Annotated in this window: 18 protein-coding genes; 17 read left to right on the forward strand and 1 reads right to left on the reverse strand. The window is 59.3% G+C overall.

Annotation, left to right across the window (positions count from 1 at the left end; all coding sequences use genetic code 11):
- Positions 1-30 precede the first annotated feature (30 nt).
- The 11 genes from CBB62_01295 (at position 31) to CBB62_01345 (ending at position 11018) form a co-directional block, all read left to right on the forward strand.
- A complete protein-coding gene (locus CBB62_01295) occupies positions 31-486 on the forward strand; it encodes a MucR family transcriptional regulator (GenBank protein OUT41029.1) in 456 nt (151 codons plus the stop codon).
- A 213-nt stretch (positions 487-699) separates the two neighbouring features.
- Positions 700-1545 carry a hemolysin-like protein gene (locus CBB62_01300; protein OUT41030.1) on the forward strand — a complete coding sequence of 282 codons (846 nt, stop codon included), beginning with the start codon at positions 700-702 and terminating at the stop codon, positions 1543-1545.
- Positions 1546-1568: 23 nt separating this feature from the next.
- Positions 1569-2426 (forward strand): hypothetical protein, encoded by an 858-nt coding sequence (locus CBB62_01305; protein ID OUT41031.1) that lies wholly within the window; start codon positions 1569-1571, stop codon positions 2424-2426.
- Positions 2427-2475: 49 nt separating this feature from the next.
- The gene (locus CBB62_01310) at positions 2476-3912 is read left to right on the forward strand and encodes a tRNA (N6-isopentenyl adenosine(37)-C2)-methylthiotransferase MiaB (GenBank protein OUT41032.1); all 1437 of its coding nucleotides are present in this window, start codon (positions 2476-2478) and stop codon (positions 3910-3912) included.
- Positions 3909-4940 (forward strand): phosphate starvation-inducible protein PhoH, encoded by a 1032-nt coding sequence (locus tag CBB62_01315; GenBank protein OUT41033.1) that lies wholly within the window; start codon positions 3909-3911, stop codon positions 4938-4940. Before CBB62_01310 ends, CBB62_01315 begins: the two co-directional genes overlap by 4 nt.
- Positions 4940-5530 (forward strand): rRNA maturation RNase YbeY, encoded by a 591-nt coding sequence (locus tag CBB62_01320; GenBank protein OUT41034.1) that lies wholly within the window; start codon positions 4940-4942, stop codon positions 5528-5530. The genes CBB62_01315 and CBB62_01320 overlap by 1 nt, the downstream gene beginning before the upstream one ends.
- Before the next feature lie 21 nt (positions 5531-5551).
- Positions 5552-6592 (forward strand): hypothetical protein, encoded by a 1041-nt coding sequence (locus CBB62_01325; GenBank protein OUT41035.1) that lies wholly within the window; start codon positions 5552-5554, stop codon positions 6590-6592.
- On the forward strand, positions 6589-8208 hold the full coding sequence (locus tag CBB62_01330) for an apolipoprotein N-acyltransferase (GenBank protein OUT41036.1): 1620 nt from the start codon (positions 6589-6591) through the stop codon (positions 8206-8208). Before CBB62_01325 ends, CBB62_01330 begins: the two co-directional genes overlap by 4 nt.
- Positions 8209-8325: 117 nt before the next feature.
- A complete protein-coding gene (locus CBB62_01335; GenBank protein OUT41037.1) occupies positions 8326-8841 on the forward strand; it encodes a hypothetical protein in 516 nt (171 codons plus the stop codon).
- Positions 8842-9067: 226 nt separating this feature from the next.
- Positions 9068-10234, forward strand: coding sequence for a methionine adenosyltransferase (locus CBB62_01340; protein ID OUT42579.1), 1167 nt, complete (start codon positions 9068-9070; stop codon positions 10232-10234).
- Positions 10235-10295: 61 nt separating this feature from the next.
- The gene (locus tag CBB62_01345; protein OUT41038.1) at positions 10296-11018 is read left to right on the forward strand and encodes a tRNA (guanosine(46)-N7)-methyltransferase TrmB; all 723 of its coding nucleotides are present in this window, start codon (positions 10296-10298) and stop codon (positions 11016-11018) included.
- Positions 11019-11074: 56 nt separating this feature from the next.
- On the opposite strand, the gene CBB62_01350 is transcribed toward CBB62_01345, so the two are convergent.
- A complete protein-coding gene (locus CBB62_01350) occupies positions 11075-11521 on the reverse strand; it encodes a hypothetical protein (protein ID OUT41039.1) in 447 nt (148 codons plus the stop codon).
- Between the two features lie 268 nt (positions 11522-11789).
- Here CBB62_01350 and CBB62_01355 point away from each other — a divergent pair, with 268 nt between their 5' ends.
- The 6 genes from CBB62_01355 (at position 11790) to CBB62_01380 (ending at position 19943) form a co-directional block, all read left to right on the forward strand.
- A complete protein-coding gene (locus CBB62_01355; GenBank protein ID OUT41040.1) occupies positions 11790-12191 on the forward strand; it encodes a hypothetical protein in 402 nt (133 codons plus the stop codon).
- Positions 12188-13885: a hypothetical protein gene (locus CBB62_01360; protein ID OUT41041.1), complete on the forward strand. Its 1698-nt coding sequence runs from the start codon at positions 12188-12190 to the stop codon at positions 13883-13885. Before CBB62_01355 ends, CBB62_01360 begins: the two co-directional genes overlap by 4 nt.
- A 248-nt stretch (positions 13886-14133) precedes the next feature.
- Positions 14134-14763 carry a ribosome maturation factor RimP gene (locus CBB62_01365; protein OUT41042.1) on the forward strand — a complete coding sequence of 210 codons (630 nt, stop codon included), beginning with the start codon at positions 14134-14136 and terminating at the stop codon, positions 14761-14763.
- 31 nt (positions 14764-14794) lie between these two features.
- Positions 14795-16384, forward strand: a complete 1590-nt coding sequence (locus CBB62_01370; GenBank protein ID OUT41043.1) for a transcription termination/antitermination protein NusA — start codon at positions 14795-14797, stop codon at positions 16382-16384.
- A 28-nt stretch (positions 16385-16412) separates the two neighbouring features.
- Positions 16413-17105, forward strand: coding sequence for a hypothetical protein (locus CBB62_01375; protein ID OUT41044.1), 693 nt, complete (start codon positions 16413-16415; stop codon positions 17103-17105).
- 153 nt (positions 17106-17258) lie between these two features.
- The gene (locus CBB62_01380; GenBank protein OUT41045.1) at positions 17259-19943 is read left to right on the forward strand and encodes a translation initiation factor IF-2; all 2685 of its coding nucleotides are present in this window, start codon (positions 17259-17261) and stop codon (positions 19941-19943) included.
- Positions 19944-19948: the final 5 nt, after the last annotated feature.

The raw sequence follows: 19948 nt of genomic DNA on the forward strand, positions 1-19948 counted from the left end.
CCAGCGCCGCCAAGGATACAATGAGGCTTTATGAGCAACCTAGACGAAGATTTTGATGCCCTGGATACCCCGACAACATTCGATTTACTGTCCCTGACCTGTGAAATCGTCTCTGCTCATGTCGGCAACAACGCTGTCAGCGCGCAGGAAGTCCCGGACCTGATCAAAAACGTATACGGCGCCCTCGCCGGTTTCAGCGAAGTTGAAGCACCGGAGCCGGAGCGCCCCGAGCCAGCCGTTTCCATCAAGAAATCCATCACCCCGGATTTCCTGATCTGTCTCGAAGACGGCAAGAAGCTCAAGATGCTCAAGCGTCACCTGAAAACCGCCTATGATATGACCCCTGAGGAATATCGTGAGCGCTGGGGCTTGCCATCCGATTATCCGATGGTCGCACCAAACTATGCCAAGCAGCGCAGTGCCCTCGCGAAAGAGATCGGCCTCGGCACCAAAAATACCCGCAAGCGCGGCCCACGCCGGAAGTAATCCGCTCATTTAAATGAGCACGGAAACAAGCTGAAACCCCAATCGGCCCGTGGCATCTGTCCCGGGCCGATTGCCGTTTCATCCGGTATTCCATCCGCCGGTTTTTTATTGGCCGCCACCGGTTATGCTTGGCAAACGCCCCCTTGAGGGGCCATATATCCCGAACCGGCGCCGCCGCTTGATCAACAATACCGTGATCCGGCCTGCGCCCCAATGATCGGAGCAAGTCCCCCCGTGAGTTTAGAGCTTTTGCAAGGCGATGGTCTGCGAATTGGCCGTCTGGGTGCCCGCCTCGCCGCCTCATCCGCCGATATCGAAGCCGTACAGAGCCTGCGCTATCAGGTGTTCTATGAGGAAATGGCCGCCAAGCCCGATGAGGAAATGGCCGCCGCCCGCCGTGACATCGACCGGTTTGATGCCTATGCCGATCACCTGATGGTGTTCGACCATACAATCGGTGAAGGGCCGGAAGCCATTGTCGGCACCTACCGCCTGATGCGCCGCGAGATTGCCGCCAAGGCCGGGCAGTTCTATTCGGTTGACGAATATGACATCAGCCCGCTGGTCGATCAGCCGGGCGATATTCTCGAACTGGGCCGCTCCTGCGTCCATGCCGATTACCGCGACCGCCCGACCATGCAACTCCTGTGGCGCGGTCTTGCCGCCTATGTCTTCCATTACGACATCGGTTTCATGTTCGGCTGTGCCAGCTTCCCCGGCGTTGATCCGGACGAGCACGCCATGGCGTTCTCCTATCTCCACCATCAGCATCGGGCTCCAGCCGGTCTGTGCCCGGTGGCGGTCAAGGATCGCTATGTCGACATGAACCGCGTGCCCGCCGACCAGATCAATGAGAAACAGGCACTGATGGAAATGCCACCGCTGATCAAAGGCTATCTCCGCCTCGGCGCGAAATTTGGTGATGGCGCGGTGATCGATCCGCAATTCCACACCACGGATGTCTGCGTTGTGGTCAAGACCGATACCGTGACCTCGAAATACTATGATCATTATCAGCGCCGCATCACCGACGCTGATGAAGAGCGCACCAGAAACTGACCTGATATCATTCGAGCATCACAATGCCCGCCGGTTCCTACATTCTAGGCACGATCCGCCTGACGCTGTTTTTCATCATGGCGTTGCTGGTTGGCGGTGCGCAGGCCGTTGTGCTCGCGATCCCGCCCCTGCGCCGTGCCCATGAAAACTATCTGCCGGTCATGTTTCATGGTCTGGCCTGCCGGATATTCGGTATCGAGATCGAGGTTACTGGCATTCCCCATAATCAGCATCCGGTGCTGTTCGTCGCCAATCACAGCTCCTACATCGACATTCCAGTGATCGGCTCGCTGATCCCCGGCTGCTTCATCGCCAAGGCGGAAGTGGCCGACTGGCCGCTGTTCGGCACGCTAGCCCGGCTCCAGCGCACGATTTTCGTGCACCGCAAGCGCGAGGACGTGGACAACCAGCGCGCCAGCATGGTCGACCGGGTCAAGGACGGGCTCGACCTGATCCTGTTCCCCGAGGGCACCTCATCGGACGGGCTTGGTGTTCTGCGCTTCAAATCCTCACTGTTCTCGATCGCCGCCATGTCACTGGGCACCGCTGAGCAGCGCAAGGCCCTGACCGTGCAGCCGGTGGCAGTTGCCTGCAACCATCTGGACGGGTTGCCGCTCGGTCGGGATATGCGGCACGTGTATTCCTGGTATGGCGATATGGATTTGTTCCCGCATCTCTGGCGCCTCGGCTGCCTCGGCCATACTACGGTTACTGTCGCGTTCCTCGACCCGATCCCGGCCAGTGGCATTAATCGTAAGCAACTGGCAAAACAGGCAGAAACCGCCGTGCGCCATGCGGTTGACCGGATGAATGCCGGGTTGCCGGTCGAGGGCTATCAGGGTCCGGCGGGCAGCACTGCCGACACAGCCGAAGCCGCCTGATAGACTGCCACCGCTTGCAACTGTCGTTCGAGGCATGTAAATCGGCGCGATGACCAAACCGAACAGCAATACCACCAGCCAGACTGCACCCGACGGTGCGGCCGCTACCGGCAATCAGAAAGGCGTCCTCATCAAGACATGGGGCTGCCAGATGAATGTCTATGACAGCGACCGTATGGCCGATGTGCTGGCACCGCTCGGCTACAAGCCGGTGACGACACCGGAAGAGGCTGATCTGGTGATCCTCAACACCTGCCATATCCGTGAGAAGGCAACCGAAAAGGTCTTCTCCGATCTTGGTCGTCTGCGCCCGGTAAAACAGGCGCGCGAGGCACAGGGCAAGAAGACCACCATTGCGGTTGCCGGTTGTGTGGCACAGGCTGAAGGTGACGAGATCACCCGCCGCGCGCCCTATGTGGACATGGTCTTCGGTCCCCAGAGCTATCATGCCCTGCCGGAAATGATCGCAGCGGTCCAGAAAAGCACCGGCGAGACCCGGATCATCAACACCGATTTTGCGGTGGATGAGAAATTCGACAAGCTGCCGGAAGAAAACGCCAGCGCTGGCCCGAGCGCGTTTCTGTCGGTACAGGAAGGCTGCGACAAGTTCTGCGCCTTCTGTGTCGTGCCCTATACCCGCGGTGCCGAATTCTCCCGCCCGGTGGATCAGGTACTGGCCGAGGCCCGCCGCCTTGTCGCCGGTGGCACGCGCGAGCTGAACCTGCTTGGCCAGAACGTCAACGCCTATCACGGTCAGGCCGCTGATGGCAGTACATGGGGTCTCGCCCGCCTGTTGTATGAGCTGGCGGAGATCGATGGCCTCGACCGGCTGCGCTATACCACCTCACATCCGCGCGACATGGATGATGAGTTGATCGCGGCCCATGGCAAAATTCCGCAGCTGATGCCGTATCTGCATCTGCCGATACAGGCCGGGTCCGACCGCATTCTCGCGGCCATGAACCGCAAGCACACTGCCGACGAGTATCGCCGGATCATCGACCGTTTGCGTGACGTTCGCCCAGACCTCGCAATGTCCGGCGACTTCATCGTCGGCTTCCCGGGCGAGAGCGACAAGGATTTCGCCGAGACCCTGCGTCTGGTCCGCGATGTGGAATATGCCCAGGCCTATTCATTCAAATATTCAACCCGTCCGGGCACCCCCGCCGCCGATGCCAAGACCCAGGTGCCCGAGACCGTGAAGAGCGAACGCCTGCAGGCCCTGCAGCAACTGCTCAATGCCCAGCAGGATGCATTCAACAACCGGATGATCGGCGAGACGATCCCGGTCCTGCTCGACCGCAAGGGCCGCGAACCCGGCCAGTTGCATGGTCGCAGCCCCTATATGCAATCCGTCCACATCACCGCCAATGACCGCCTTTTCGGCCAGATTGTCGATGTGAAAATTGAACGGGCGCAACCGAACAGCGTTACCGGTACAATGGTAATTGCTGATGACGCCGTTGCGCTGGAGGCAGCCTCTTGACCGACGCGCCCCTCGACAACCGGGTGGATTTGGAATTCGATGACAACCTGCTGCTCGCCCAGCTTTGCGGTGAGCACAGCTCGCATCTTGCCCGGATTGAACACCAGCTCGGCCTGCAGATTGTTGGCCGCGGCAATATCCTGACACTGGCCGGCCCACCGGAAGCGATCACCGCTGCCCGCACGGCGCTGGAGACCCTGTGGCAACGCCTGAAACACGGCCTGCCGGTCGCTGCCGCCGAGGTCGATGCTACCCTGCGCTCTGCCACCTCCAGCCTCGACGATACGGCCAAGCGCGCCGCACTGCAGGCAATCGGCGCGGGCGGTGATCTCAAAACCGGCAATCAGGGGGTCAAGGCCCGTGGCGGCCTGATGCCGCGCAGCCCGAACCAGAGCCGCTACCTGCAGGCCATGGCCGATAACGCGCTGGTCTTCGGCATCGGTCCCGCCGGTACCGGCAAGACCTATCTCGCCGTGGCCGAGGCCGTGCGCCGGTTTCTGGCCGAGGAAGTGGACCGGATCATCATCACCCGTCCGGCGGTCGAGGCTGGTGAACGTCTCGGCTTCCTGCCCGGTGACATGCGCGACAAGGTTGATCCCTATCTGCGCCCGATCTATGACGCGCTCTATGACCTGCTCGGTGCCGAACGCACTGCCCGACGTCTGGAGACCGGCCAGATTGAGGTGGCACCGCTCGCCTTCATGCGCGGTCGCACACTGGCCAATGCCTTCGTCATTCTTGACGAGGCCCAGAACACCACCTCGATGCAGATGCGCATGGTGCTGACCCGTCTGGGTGAAAACAGCCGCATGGTCATCACCGGCGATCCGAGCCAGATCGACCTGCCGCCGCAAACCACCTCCGGGCTGATCGAGGCGCTCGATGTCCTGCGCGGGGTCGAGGGGATGCAGGTTATCCGTTTCGAGGCCGATGACATTGTCCGACACGAGCTGGTCAGCCGCATCGTGCGCGCCTATGACAAGGCGGCTGCGACCAAACGGGCCAAATCCGAAGGCGCAGACCAGTAATGTCGGCTGATCATACCATCGCCCTGCTGCTGGATATCGAACATGATGACTGGATCGCAGGGCTGGCCCCCAAACAGGCGGACAGCCTGATCACGCAGGCGATCCGGGCGGCACTTGAGACCCTGAAAACAGCAGGCGAATTGCCGCAGAGCCTTGCTGGCCGGGCGGTTGAGGTCTCAGCCGTGCTGACAGACAACGATCAGGTTCAGGCGCTGAATCGCGACTATCGCGGCAAGGACAAGCCGACCAATATCCTCTCTTTCCCGCAATTCGATGCGGATGAAACCCATGCCGGATTGCCGGATGATGCCGCGATTTTGCTCGGCGATCTGGTTTTGGCATTCGAGACAGTTGCAAGTGAGGCAAAAGCGCGGGATATTCCCATATGGCAGCACGTTACCCATTTGGTGATACACGGGCTGCTGCACTTGGTCGGTTTCGACCATGTGGATGACAACAGCGCCGTTGCAATGGAGCAGCTTGAAGTGCAGGCCATGGCCAGCATCGACCTAGATAACCCATATCACTTTGATATGGAGCAGGACCCAACCACCGTTATCGGACAGGATAATCCTGCAACCGCCCGTTAACCGCGCCACCCGTACACGAGAATGAACGACAAACCTCCAAGTCCCGGCTCATCTAGCCAGCCCCAGACGGCAAGCTCCTCATCATCCCTGCAGGGTGGAGCAGCAACCGCTGGGGCGAATATCGACGATCCCGATCAGGGACTTTTTGGCCGCCTGAAACGCCTGTTCGGCAATGGCGACACCGCTGACGGCAAGAACGGCATCAACGGCACCACCATCTATGGCGAGTTGCCGAGCGGCATCTATGGCAATGGCAGCGATGCCGACCACAATGCCGCCAATCATGAGCGGATGCTGATCCAGAACGTGCTGGCGCTGCGCGACATGGAAGTCGTTGACTGCATGGTGCCGCGCGTCGACATCAATGCGATTGAGGTCGAAACCCCGCATGAAGAGCTGCTGACGCTTCTGAAAGCCAAGACCCACAGCCGGATGCCGGTCTATCGCGAAACCCTCGACGAGGTGGTTGGCGTTCTGCACGTACGGGACGTTCTGGCCGAACTCGCCGCCGGGAAATCGCTGGTGCTGACCGAATTGGTGCGCGAACCGATGATTGTCGCGCCATCCATGCCGGTCATGGACCTGCTGCTGGAAATGCGGCTGAAACAAACCCACCTTGCCCTTGTGGTTGATGAATTCGGCGGTATTGACGGCCTGATCACCATTGAGGATCTGGTGGAACAGATCGTCGGCGAAATCCGCGACGAACATGAAACCGATGAAGACCCGGAACTGGTGCGCCGTCAGGATGGCACCCTGATCGTTGACGCCCGCCTCGACATCGAGGCTTTCGAGGAAGAGGTCGGCGCGGTACTGACCGAGGAAGAGCGCGAGGATATCGACACCCTCGGCGGTCTGGTGTTCTCCATCGCTGGCGAGGTGCCGAACCGCGGTGCCCTGCTGACCCATTCATCCGGTCTGGAATTCGAGGTTCTGGAATGCGACCCGCGGCGTATCCGCCGTCTTCGGGTGCGCAATCCGCACAGCCTGCAGACGGAGGCCGATACCGGTCGTTCCAGACAATCCAATGAGCCGCCACCCCGACGCAGCGCCAGCGCGTGACCAGCCTGAGTACCCTGACTGACCGCTGCCTCGGTGGCATCGAACGCATGGCCGAATGGTGCGCATCGCGTCGCGGCTGGCAGCGGTTGCTGGCGGCATTCTTCTTTGGTGCCCTTGGTGTTCTGTCACTGCCGCCGGTCGGCTGGCTGTTCACCCTGCCGATCTCATGGACCGGGTTTATCTGGTTGCTCGACGGTGCGGACCGGCACGCAAGACCCCGACTGACACAGGCACTTACCGGCTGGGCTTTCGGCTTCGGCTATCTCTGCCTCGGCCTGTACTGGATCACGGCTGCCCTGTTCACCGATATCGGCAAATACTGGTGGCTGGTGCCCTTCGCCCTGACCCTGCTGCCGGCAGCGCTTGCCCTGTTCTGGGCCATTGCCGCGCTGCTTGCCGGGCGGCTGGCCCCGGCACGCACATTGAGCCGGTTTCTCGCCATCGTGATTGCCTTCAGCGCCATCGAGTTTCTGCGCGGGACGATCCTCAGCGGCTTTCCTTGGAACCTGCCCGGCTATGCCTTCCTGTCGGTACTGCCGGTCATGCAGGGAGCCGCCCTGATCGGCAGCTATGGCATGACCGTGCTGGCCATCGCCTTTGGCGGTGCTGCCGCCTGTTTCGCCTATTCAGGGCAAAGCATCCGCCAGTGCTGCCTGCCCTTCGCGGTGACACTGGCGATCATTGTCGCTCTGGGCGCATGGGGACAATGGCGGCTGGACAGCCACCCGACCACCTACCGCAAGGATGTGGTGGTACGGCTGGTGCAGCCGAATATCGCACAGGAGAACAAGTGGGAGCCGAGCCAGCGCCGGCCCAATCTGGACAAGCTGATCGACCTCTCGAACCGCCTGCCGGTGGTGGAGGGCGCGGATATGCCCAACATTACCATCTGGCCGGAAAGCGCCGTCCCCTACGCGGTTGCCGTGGACGAGGCGGCACGTCAGGCGGTTTCCCTCGCCGCCAAGGATGACGGCGTGCTGATTACCGGCACACCGCACCGGGAATATGAAGCGGGCGATGTCCGCTATTTCAACAGCGTGGTCGGTGTCGATGCCAGCGCCAACATAACCGGGCGCTATGACAAGGTGAAGCTGGTGCCGTTCGGGGAGTTCCTGCCCCTGCGCAGCTGGCTGCAGCCCCTCGGTTTGGATGCCATTGCCGCCGGTTCGGCCGATTTCAGCCGTGGCGGCAATGATGTGCAGCCGCTGCTGCCCGATAATATGCCGCAACCGCTGGCCATGGTCTGTTATGAGGCAATTTTCCCCGGCGCATTCCTGAACCGGGTGGCGGCAAGCGACTGGATCGTCAATGTCACCAATGACGCCTGGTTCGGCAATACCGCCGGGCCGTATCAGCATTTCCATATCGCCCGTACCCGCGCGATTGAAACCGGCCTGCCGCTGATCCGGGTCGCCAATACCGGCCTGTCCGGGGTTGTCGATGCCTATGGCCGAGTGCTGGTGACCAGCAAGCTGGGTCAGGTAGCTGTTCTGGATATGCCACTACCGGAAAAGACGACCGCCGCCTTCAGTAGTGTGTTTTTTCCTGCAAATTCAGGGTTTTTTCTGATCGTTAGTGTTTTGTTAATGGTTTTGCTGTTCACTCGAAAAACTTAGTTATCACACCAATCTTTGTTAAATCTTGCTCTGATCCCGGCGTTTTGGCATATCATGGTATGTGACACTAGAAAGTGTGTGGGCAAACAGAATCGTCACTAACGAACAACGAAAACAATGGCTTTTAATCCAGACAATACTGGTTCGAGCCTCATCAGGCCGCCACCGACCGCCGTACAGAAGCAGGATAATGGTCCGCATCCGGTCGATGTGCATGTGGGTCTGCGCCTGCGTCAACGCCGCACGCTTCTGGGCATGACCCAGGAAAAGCTCGGCGAGGCCCTTGGTCTTACCTTCCAGCAAGTCCAGAAATATGAGCGCGGCACCAACCGTATCGGTGCCAGCCGCCTGTTTCACCTGAGCCAGCTGCTGACCGTGCCGGTTGGCTATTTCTTCGATGAAATGCCCGCCGATGTGGCCGCGATCTATGGCATGGATGCCGATCCGGGGTCAGCCACAGCCGCGGAAATGAACGGGTTTGGCGAGGATGGCCAGTCCCGCCTCGATCACGACCCCATGGCCCGCAAGGAAACCATGGATCTGGTCCGCGCCTATTACACCATCACCGATGGCGGTGTCCGCAGGCGCATTCTTGACCTTGCCCGCACTCTCGCCAAGGCCGAACAGGACTGACGGATCAGTGCGCCGCACGGGCGGAAAACTGATTCGTATTCACATCAAATCGCCAGCCGTTATCGCCTATTTTATGGTTGTGTCTTGACCAAATGCGGTCAGCTTGCCACAAACGGCGACCACGAATTTTCCCAGCAGACGGGGGCGACACGCTATGAATGTAACTCTTGCACAGACGCAGGCATCCGGCCCGTCCGCCGAATCATCCGCAGAGGAGCGGTCAGCGTTGAGCCAGCGTGATTATATCTTTACCAGCGAATCGGTTTCCGAAGGTCACCCTGACAAGGTCTGTGACCGGATTTCCGACGCTATTGTCGATGCCTTTCTGGCCGCCGACCCACAGAGCCGGGTTGCTGTTGAAACCATGACCACCACCGATTTCGTCGCTCTCGCCGGTGAGGTGCGCGGACCGGATTCCGTCACCCATGAGCTGATGGAACAGATTGCCCGCGATGCGATCAAATCGATCGGTTATGAGCAGGAACACTTCCACTGGAACACGGTCGAGGTCCTGAACCGCGTCCATGCGCAATCCGCCGATATCGCAGTCGGTGTCGATGCCAAGGGCAACAAGGACGAGGGTGCCGGTGACCAGGGCATCATGTTCGGCTATGCCTGCCGCGAAACCCCGGCGCTGATGCCGGCACCTATTCACTACAGCCACGAAATCCTGCGCTCGCTCGCCGCTGCCCGCCATGACGGTTCCGCACCGTTCCTCGGCCCGGATGCGAAAAGCCAGCTCAGCCTGCAATACCGGGATGGCAAGCCGGTCGGCGCCACCTCGATCGTGCTCTCGACCCAGCACACCGAAGGCGCCAACCAATCTGATATCCGCGACTATGTCCGCGAGCATATCGGCAAAATCCTGCCGGAAGGCTGGATGTGCCCGGAAGACGAGTTCTATGTGAACCCGACCGGTCGTTTCGTGATCGGTGGCCCCGATGGTGATGCCGGCCTAACCGGTCGCAAGATCATCGTCGATACCTATGGCGGTGCCGCACCTCATGGTGGCGGTGCCTTCTCCGGCAAAGATCCGACCAAGGTTGACCGTTCCGCCGCCTATGCCGCGCGCTATCTGGCGAAGAACGTGGTTGCCGCTGAACTGGCCGAGCGCTGCACCATCCAGCTCGCCTATGCCATCGGCGTTTCCAAGCCGCTCGCGGTTTATGTCAACTGCCACGACACCGCACAGGTCGATGAGGCAAAACTGCCCGGCCTTCTGCGCGACCTGATGGACCTCAGCCCACGCGGTATCCGTGAGCATCTGAAGCTCAACCGTCCGATCTATGCCCGCACCGCTGCCTATGGCCATTTTGGTCGTGAGCCCGATGCCGATGGCGGCTTCTCCTGGGAGCAGGTCGATCTGATCGAACAGTTGAAATCGGCCTTCTGATCCAAACGGCAATATTTGCATAAGGCCAGAACGAACAACCCGGAGCAGACAAGCAGCGCGTATGTCCGATCAACAGGCCCAGCCCCGTCGTCGTGGCAACCGTTTTTACGGTCGCAGACATGGTCGCCCCCTGCGCGCCGGTCGGGCACAGGCCCTGACCACCCTGCCGGAATACGGCCTGCCACTGCCAACCGGGGAGGCCGGCTTTTCCGTTGAGGAGCTGACCGGTGCCGATGGCATTTTCGGTCGCGAGATTGATGATCTGTGGCTCGAGATCGGCTTCGGCAATGGCGAGCATACGCTCCATATCGCCGAAACCTATCCCGATGTCGGCATCCTCGGGTTCGAGCCGTTCATGAACGGCGTTGCCGCCCTGCTCAACCATGTACGCCAGCGCGATATCAACAATATCCGCGTCTTCTCCGATGATGCCCGGCTGTTGTTGCCGTTCATCCCACAGGGGATCGTCGGGCGCATTTATGTTCAGTTCCCCGACCCATGGCCCAAAACCCGGCACCACCGCCGCCGGTTCATCCAGACCTCGATGCTCGACCGGTTTGCGACCCTGCTGCGTCCGGGCGGCGAATTACGGCTGGCGACCGATGATCCGGGCCTTGCCGACTGGATGATGGAAAAAACCTGGCGACACAGCGCCTTTATCTGGCAGGCGACAAAAGCCGATGGCTGGCGCATACCACCGGAAGACTGGACCCCGACCCGCTATTACCAGAAAGCGGTGGCACAGGGCCGGACCGGCTATTTCATGAACTTCACCCGCACATAAAAAAAGCCGGGCTGTGCGATACAACCCGGCTTTCGCGTATATGTGTGCTTTTACCGTTAGGCGGCGAGCAGTTCTTCGGTCCGTTCGGCGAATGCCTCACCGCTGACGGCTGAGACACGGGCCCGTTCAAGCAGCGCGCGGGCTGCCGGGGTCAACTCATCATTCTTGAGTTCATCGGTGATCTGTTTGGCGAGATGTTCCTCACCATCGTCAACGGCACCCAAGGCAGCTTCGGCATCATCCTTGAACAGTTTGGTGAAATCAGTCCACGCACGATGGACGGAGCCGGTAACGGTACCATCGGTTTCCGGTTCTTCACCGTGCTGTCGTACATAAAGCTGCATGGCGGAAATCAGCGCACCGCGCTCATTGATCCGGTTGTTCATGGCAACCTGCAGATGGGCATATTCGCCCGTGGCCTCAAGAGCGTTTTCATATCCCTTTTTGCTGTCGATCAAGAGCTTGGTGATCTTGTTCAGGCTTTTGACATCTTGCGTCGTCATAGTCCTTTTACTCCTTTGTTTTTACAACGGATTTCTCCGCTGCTTTTGCTTTTGAATTGCCGAGGGGCAGGCAATTTCTCCGCCAGAACAAGACACGTTCAATTGTATCTGACGGACATGGGAATAACGCTCGAGCCATGGGGTAAGGTTCCGGATTAAATAAATTTTTATTTATCTAATTTATTGAAAACATTGACTATTTTTGAGGAACCAAAATCGATCTGGCGCGTTGTGTGTACATCACAACAACCATATTAAGGTCAGGATCATGGCGCTATCATCTGCCGATGTTGAGCAATTGAATGCAGCCCCGATACCGCCATCGGTACATGACCGGATAAAACGTATTGAATATCTCGCCAATCTGCTCGACAGCCGGTTTGGCATTCCCGGCACCGGCATCCGGTTCGGGCTTGATGGTTTGATCGGCCTCATTCCCGGGATCGGCGATACTGTATCCGGTGCGTTGTCCGCCTATATCATCAGTGAAGCCGCGCGTGCCGGGGTACGCAAGCGGGCACTGGTACACATGATCTGGAATGCCAGTATCGACTGGATACTGGGCTCGATACCCCTGCTGGGCGATATATTTGACGTCGCCTTCAAGGCCAACCGCAAGAATGCCGACATCGCCATCCGTGAACTGCACCGGCTGGCAGGTGCAGCATGAACGAGATGAGCGTGCCGCCGGGTCCCGACTTCCTGACCGGCAATACGGTTGAGCCGGTGATAACCGCAGCCGAAACCTATGCCATGGTCGAGGCAGCAATCATGGATGCGCAAGACACGGTTTTCATGGCCTATTGGACATTTGATCCGCGGATGAAAACGGTCCGGGACGATGCGGAACAGAACTGGGCCTCACTGATCGACCAAACGATCCGGCGCGGGATCAATATACGGATATTGCTGGCCGATTTCGATCCGATCCTCGGATACCGGGAACACCATGAAGCCTGGCGCAATTTTCGCCATCTGCACCACATCAAAAACCAACTGCCACCGGAAGATCGGGACAGGCTGCAAATCCTCTGCTCCCGCCATGATGCACGGGTCGGAACAACCGTCAGCACCCTGTTCCAGCCCCTGCTCTGTCATCGCCTGACCCGATTGATCGAGAGTGAGAAGGATGCTGATGAGTTTCAGGATGCACCCGGGTTATGGGGACATCTTGACCGGAATGATGACGGGGATTTCAGTGAACGCATCAGCGAATGGCTGACAACCTATCCCGCCGCCCACCACGAAAAACTCTGCGTTATTGATGACAGGGTCGCCTTCGTCGGGGGGCTTGATCTCAACCGGCGGCGGCTCGATGACATACAGCACAGCGACCCCCAGCCATGGCATGATGTGGCCTGTCGCCTCGAGGGACCGATTGCCGCTTATTTCGGTCAGCACTTCCGCGGCCGCTGGAACCGGGAACGTGATGATATTCTGAAGCGGCTCGATGAGGGGATCGAGCATGGCAAGCGCCTTGGCCTTGATACGGATGTACCTGACACCCAACGCCATACCGATCCGATCCCGACCGGCACAACGGATAAGGACGAGGGCCTTGCCCTGACCGATATCGAGAAATGGCTGCATCAGCAGGAAGCCCCGATAGTGGTGCCCCTGCGTACGGTCTCGAAGCAATCCAAATCCTCTTTCTCGCGCACGCCGGTTTCCGCAGATCACAGCTTTTTCAGCGCCTATAAAGCGATTATCGCCAAGGCACAGGATACCATCTATGTGGAAACCCAGTTCCTGCGCTCGACCCCGATTGTCGATGCGCTGATCGAACAAAAAAAGGCAGAGGCCGGGTTGCAACTGATCGTGCTGCTGCCGCTGCTGCCGGAACGCATGATCAATGACGAGGAGCCGAACCCGGCAACCCGCCACGGCCACCATTTGCAGAAAACCGCGATAAAGCGTCTGGAGAAGGCCTATGGCGAGGATTTCGGGTCCTTCACCCTGATGCGGGCTCTGCCGAACCCGGTCTACGGCATTGACCACCCGAAGAGCCTCAATCACAACCATATCTACATTCATGCCAAGACCATGGTGGTTGATGATCGCTATGCCATCATCGGTTCGGCCAATCTCAATGGCCGCAGCATGCTGACCGATACCGAAACCGGCGTGCTCTGGCACGATCCAGAAGGGGTGCGGGCATATCGCATCCGGCTCTGGCAACATGCACTCGGCTCATGGCCCGATGACCAGCCCGCGATAAAGGCACTGGATTACTGGCACCGGACAGCGAATACCAATGCCTGTGGTGGCGGGGTGCCGAGCGAGGGTTTCGTTGTGCCCCTGCTGGCAGCCGCACTCGACCATTATGCCGAAGCCAGCCTGCTGGTGCCGGAAGAACTGGTCTGACCATTACCGGCCAGCCGCCGCCATAAACCGGTAACAACAAATCAGCTTGCGACTTTTCGCGATTGCCCTATATTACCGCTCATACCCAATCAGTGATGTTGATGGATGTTGTTGTAAGCAACGGCATACCGGAGTTCTGATGACGCTGAAACAGGCGTTTCGAGGGTGGGCCCGGTTTCCGCGGCCCGCCTTTTTTATTGGCCGCAACCCGGCCAGCCGACAACGAATATGACGAGTAATGGCCGAATATGGCGGACCTTACACAACAGATTGCCCGGATAATCGAGCCCATCATGACCGAGATGGGCTACGAACTTGTTCGTGTACAGCTTCAGGGCGGCAAGCGCCCGGTACTGCAGATCATGGCCGACCGCGCCGACGGTCAGGCGATGATTGTTGATGATTGCGCCGATATTTCCCGTGCAATTTCAGCGGTTCTGGATGTTGAAGACCCGATCCCCGATGCCTATCATCTTGAGGTATCATCGCCCGGCATCGATCGCCCCCTGACCCGGTTCAAGGATTTCCGGAACTACGCAGGGTTTGAAGCGAAGATCGAATTGCAGCATCATGCCGTGGGTGGTCCGGGTGAGCGCCGCAAGTTTTCCGGTCGCCTCGTCGGCACACAGGACGATGACGGCGTGGTTATTGACGCCGAGGATGGTGAAGTGGTTCTGCCCTTCCATAATATCCTCAAGGCGAAACTGATTTTGACAGATGAGCTGATTGCCCATGAACAGGCCAAGGCCGGCGACCGTGCCGGGGCCCAGGGCGGCCAGATGGATATGGATGAAGAGGGTGATGACGGGCTCGATACCGAACTCGACATGGCCGAACTTGATCCCGATGAACTAGACCCTACCAATGATCGAAACTGAGCGTTTTGCTGAGAAGAAGGACTGACTGAAGATGTCTGGAACACCCCGTCTCGAACTGCTGCAAGTGGCTGATGCCGTTGCCCGTGAGAAAAATATCGACCGCGAGGAAGTGCTGGTTGCCATGGAACAGGCAATCCAGAAGGCCGGTCGCACCAAATACGGTATGGAGCACGACATCCGCGCCACCGTCAGCCGCAAGAACGGCGAGATCATCCTCGCCCGTTACCGTGAGGTTGTGGCCGATGATGCCGAGATCGAGGATGAGAACACCCAGCTCCCGCTGGCTCAAGCGAAAGTCTTCAAGGACGATGCCGAGGTCGGTGAGTTTCTGATCGACCCGCTGCCACCGATTGATTTCGGTCGTATCGCCGCCCAGACCGCCAAGCAGGTGATCGTCCAGCAGGTTCGTGGTGCCGAGCGTGCGCGCCAGTATATCGAGTACAAGGACCGCGCCGGCGAGATCGTCAACGGCATCGTCAAGCGTGTGGAATACGGCAACGTCACCGTCGATCTCGGCAAGGCCGAGGGCTATATGCGCCGCGATGAGACCATCATGCGCGAGTTCTTCAAGAACGGCGACCGTGTCCGCGCCTATATCTTCGACGTGCGTGAAGAGCAACGCGGCCCACAGATTTTCCTGTCCCGCACCCATCCTGACTTCATGGCCAAACTGTTCGCGCAGGAAGTGCCGGAAATCTATGACGGCGTGATCGAGATCAAAGCCGTTGCCCGCGATCCGGGCAGCCGCGCGAAAATCGCGGTTATCTCCAACGACAGCTCGATCGATCCGGTCGGCGCCTGCGTCGGTATGCGCGGCAGCCGGGTTCAGGCCGTTGTCGGCGAATTGCAGGGCGAGAAAATCGACATCATTCCATGGACCGAGGACACTGCCAGCTTCATCGTCAATGCGCTGGCTCCTGCCGAGGTCTCCAAGGTCGTGATCGACGAGGAAACCCACCGCGTTCAGGTCGTCGTGCCGGAAGAACAGCTGAAACAGGCAATCGGTCGTCGTGGCCAGAATGTGCGTCTGGCTTCCATGCTGTCGGGCTGGGATATCGACATCGTGACCGAAGAGGACGAAGCCGCCCGTTGGCAGGAAATGATGAAGAAGCGTACCGAAATCTTCATCGAAGCCCTCGATTGCGACGAGATGCTGGCCAGCCTGCTGGTTACCGAAGGCTTTGCCTCACTCGAGGATATTGCCCTGTCACCGGCTGATGAAATCGCCAGCATTCAGGGTATTGAGGAAGAGCTCGCCACCGAACTGCAGCAGCGGGCCGCCAACTTCATCGAGAAACGCGATGCGGAATTTGAAGCCCGTCGTCAGGAACTCGGTGTTCAGGATGACCTCGCCGAAATCGGCGGCATGACCCCTGAAATGATGGTCAAGCTCGGCGAGAACGACGTCAAATCACTGGAAGATATCGCCTATCTCGCCGGTGACGAGTTCGTCGAGATCGTGGGTGAGGAAGCCATCACCATCGACAGCGCCAATGAGCTGATCATGGCGCTGCGCAGCCAGCTGTTCGAGGAAGAATGGCAGGCCGCCGATGAGGCCGCCGCTGCGGAAGCGGAAGCCGAAGAAGCAGGCGAAGAAGAAACCGAGAAGGCACCGGCCTGATGTCAGGCCAGCGGATCAATAGTACAAGGTGGATCAAGAGATCTTGGCAATCGATACAGCAGATGATCGTGACGCGGGCAGCGATGCCCCGGTCACGGCCAGCGAACCAGCCATCAGGTCGGGCGGCAAGCCCGCACCTGAACGGCGCTGTATTGTGCGCCGGGACAGCGGTGCTACCGACTGCCTGATCCGCTTTGTGCTCGATCCCGAAGGGGTGGTAACCCCCGATCTGGCGGAAAAACTGCCCGGCCGCGGTGCCTGGGTAACCGCCAGGACCGATGATCTCGCCACCGCCATCGACCGCAACCTGTTTGCCAAGAGCTTTCGGCAACCGGCGAAAATTCCCGATGACCTTGCCGATCGTGTGCATGAACTCATGCGCGCACGCACCCTTGACTGGCTCGCGCTGGCGCGACGGGCCGGGCAGGCGGTTTCCGGCTATGACAAAGTGTCAGACTGGATAAATCAGGATAATGCTGCCATCCTGATACAGGCGCGGGATGCAAGTGACAAAGGACGGCAGAAGCTGGCTCAGGGAGCGAGCGATCTGCCGCGCTATATCAATCTGTTTGATGCTGCCGAAATGGGGGCCAGATTTGGCCGCGATATTGCGGTCCATGTGGCCATCGCCAGGGGCAGCATGGCGAAACAGATCAAGCGTGATCTGGAGCGTCTGGCAGGGTTGGTCGGACCCCAACCGCCAGTTACCGGACCGCCATAAAATGCGAGTTTAGTTGCTAAAATCAGCAGCTTTTGCCACAACACGGGTCAAGCAGGGAAAGATGGCTGCGGGCTTCGGTGGATTTGCTGATTTATCACCTTGTTTTAAGCCATCAGTTGATTGCCATTATTTGGCAGAAATACGCGGATTGTAATGACTGAAACCAAGACCACCGATACGAGTAAAACCGAAACCAAAAAGCCCAAGACCCTGAGTCTGGGCGGTCGCGGCAAGCTTGAAATCAAACGCCCCAATGAAGGTGCTGCACCGGTACGCCAGGGATTTGCCCAGGGCCGATCCAAGGGTGTGCAGGTTGAAGTGCGCCGCAAGCGGACCCTCACGCCTGAACCGGCTGTCGAAGCCAAGCAGGATGCGCCCGAGCCAGCTGCCAAGACGCCTGAACCAACCCTGGAAGCGAAAGCTGTCGAGGACAAGATCGATACCGCCAGCCTGCGCAATCTGACTGACAGCGAGCGCGATGCCCGCATCCGCGCCCTGCAGGATGCCGCCAACCGTTCGACCAGCGATCTGCCGGCCCCGCCACCACGGCCAAAGCCAAAACAGAAGGCTGATGCCGAAGCAGTCGAGGCGGAACCGGAAGAAACGCCACTGAGCAAGGCCGAGGCCCTGCGCCAGCGTGAGCTGGAAGAGCTGAAAAAGATCGAGGCCGAGGCCGCCGAACAGAAAGCGGCTGAAGATGCCCGTCTGGCCGAAGAAACCGCCAAGCGTCAGGCCGAAGAGGCCGCCCGTGCGAAATCTTCTGCTGCACCCCGCAAGGAAGGCGCTGCCCCATCTGATATCGGTGCCCGCCGCGGTGCCGATGCAATGGATGACGAGATCGAGAGCCGCGGCAAGAAACGCGGCAAAGGCGGTCCCGGTGGCGGTGCCAACAAACCTGCGCCAAGCACCCGTCGCAGCATCGGTGGCGACCGTCGTCGTACCGGCAAGCTGACGGTTACCCAGGCGCTCAATGATGATGATGGCGGACGCTTCCCGTCCCTCGCCGCCCAGCGCCGTGCCCGCGAGCGCGAGCGCATGAAGTCGATGCAGCCGCAGGAAAGCGTTAAATTTACCCGCGACGTCAAAGTGCCTGATGCCATCACGGTTCAGGAACTGGCCAACCGTATGGCCGAGCGCGGCGGTGACGTTATCAAGGCACTCATGAAAATGGGCGTCATGGCGACCATCAACCAGACCATCGACGCGGAAACCGCCGAGCTGATCGTGGATGAGTTCGGTCACCGTATGGTCCGTGTGTCCGACAGCGATGTCGAACTTGGCCTGATGACTACACAAACCCAGGATGATGAAGGCGATCTGGTGCCACGCGCGCCGGTCGTAACCGTCATGGGCCATGTTGACCACGGCAAGACCTCACTGCTCGATGCACTGCGCAAAACCGACGTTGTCGCCGGTGAGGCCGGTGGCATCACCCAGCATATCGGTGCCTATCAGGTGACCCTCGAGGATGGCAGCAAGATCAGCTTCATCGATACCCCGGGCCACGCCGCCTTTACCGAAATGCGTGCCCGCGGTGCCAATGTTACCGATCTGGTCATTCTGGTGGTTGCCGCCAATGACGGCATCATGCCCCAGACCGTTGAGGCCCTGAACCACGCGAAAGCGGCAGGTGTCCCGATGATCGTGGCAATCAACAAGATCGACCTGCCTGAAGCCAACCCGGACAAGGTGCGTCAGGAACTGCTGTCCCATGAGCTGATCGTGGAAAGCCTCGGCGGTGATGTCCTCGATGTGGAAGTTTCGGCCAAGAAAGGCCTGAACCTAGACAAGCTTGAGGAAGCCATCCTGCTGCAGGCGGAAATCCTCGAACTCCGTTCCAACCCGAACCGGGTTGCCAATGGTACGGTCATTGAAGCCAAGCTCGACAAGGGTCGTGGTCCGGTTGCCACCGTTCTGGTTCAGGGCGGTACGCTCAAAACCGGTGACATCTTTGTTGCCGGTGCCGAATGGGGCCGGGTGCGTGCACTGGTCAATGATCGCGGTCAGAACGTCAAAGAGGCAGGCCCGGCCGTGCCGGTCGAAATCCTCGGCCTGCAGGGTGCGCCCAATGCCGGTGACGAATTCGCCGTGGTCGAAAACGAGTCCAAGGCTCGCGAGATTGCCGAATTCCGCCAGCGCAAGATGCGTGAGGCACAGACCCTCGCAGCCGGTCGCGGTTCGCTCGAACAGATGTTCAGCGCCATTGCAGCCGGTGAGCAGAAAGAGCTCGCCGTGGTCATCAAGGGCGATGTGCATGGTTCGGTTGAGGCGATTGCCACCTCGCTTACCAAGCTCGCCGAGGACAGTGACGAGGTCAATCTCCGCGTCCTGCACTCCGGTGTTGGTGCGATTAACGAGAGCGATGTGACCCTTGCCGGTTCAACCGGTGCGATGCTGGTCGGCTTCAACGTCCGGGCCAATGCTCAGGCGCGTGAGATGGCCCGCCGCGATAATGTGGACATTCGCTACTACTCGATCATCTATAACCTGATCGACGATGTACGCGGTCTGCTCAGCGGTCTGCTGGCACCGACCCTGCGCGAAACCTTCCTTGGCAACGCGGAAATCCGCGAGGTGTTCAACATCACCAAGGTCGGCAAGGTCGCCGGTTGCTATGTCACCGAAGGCGAGGTCCGCCGGGGTGCCAAAGTGCGCCTGCTGCGTGACAGCGTCGTTATCCATGAAGGCAGCCTGAAAACCCTCAAGCGCTTCAAGGATGAAGTCAAAGAGGTCAAGAGCGGCTTTGAATGCGGTATGGCGTTCGAGAACTACGACGACGTCAAGGCAGGCGATGTGATCGAATGCTTCCAGGTCGAAGAAATCGCCCGCGAACTGTAAAACCA

Origin of the sequence: Micavibrio sp. TMED2, assembly GCA_002168225.1 — a bacterium.
Lineage (GTDB): Bacteria > Pseudomonadota > Alphaproteobacteria > TMED2 > TMED2 > TMED2.

Bases quoted from the DNA above. Each gene is read 5' to 3' on its own strand.
- CBB62_01380 (OUT41045.1), top strand. From the start codon at position 17,259: ATGACTGAAACCAAGACCACCGATACGAGTAAAACCGAAACCAAAAAG.
- CBB62_01295 (OUT41029.1), top strand. From the start codon at position 31: ATGAGCAACCTAGACGAAGATTTTGATGCCCTGGATACCCCGACAACA.
- CBB62_01335 (OUT41037.1), top strand. From the start codon at position 8,326: ATGGCTTTTAATCCAGACAATACTGGTTCGAGCCTCATCAGGCCGCCA.
- CBB62_01325 (OUT41035.1), top strand. From the start codon at position 5,552: ATGAACGACAAACCTCCAAGTCCCGGCTCATCTAGCCAGCCCCAGACG.
- CBB62_01350 (OUT41039.1), bottom strand. From the start codon at position 11,521: ATGACGACGCAAGATGTCAAAAGCCTGAACAAGATCACCAAGCTCTTG.
- CBB62_01310 (OUT41032.1), top strand. From the start codon at position 2,476: ATGACCAAACCGAACAGCAATACCACCAGCCAGACTGCACCCGACGGT.
- CBB62_01320 (OUT41034.1), top strand. From the start codon at position 4,940: ATGTCGGCTGATCATACCATCGCCCTGCTGCTGGATATCGAACATGAT.
- CBB62_01305 (OUT41031.1), top strand. From the start codon at position 1,569: ATGCCCGCCGGTTCCTACATTCTAGGCACGATCCGCCTGACGCTGTTT.
- CBB62_01365 (OUT41042.1), top strand. From the start codon at position 14,134: ATGGCGGACCTTACACAACAGATTGCCCGGATAATCGAGCCCATCATG.
- CBB62_01370 (OUT41043.1), top strand. From the start codon at position 14,795: ATGTCTGGAACACCCCGTCTCGAACTGCTGCAAGTGGCTGATGCCGTT.
- CBB62_01355 (OUT41040.1), top strand. From the start codon at position 11,790: ATGGCGCTATCATCTGCCGATGTTGAGCAATTGAATGCAGCCCCGATA.
- CBB62_01360 (OUT41041.1), top strand. From the start codon at position 12,188: ATGAACGAGATGAGCGTGCCGCCGGGTCCCGACTTCCTGACCGGCAAT.
- CBB62_01345 (OUT41038.1), top strand. From the start codon at position 10,296: ATGTCCGATCAACAGGCCCAGCCCCGTCGTCGTGGCAACCGTTTTTAC.
- CBB62_01300 (OUT41030.1), top strand. From the start codon at position 700: ATGATCGGAGCAAGTCCCCCCGTGAGTTTAGAGCTTTTGCAAGGCGAT.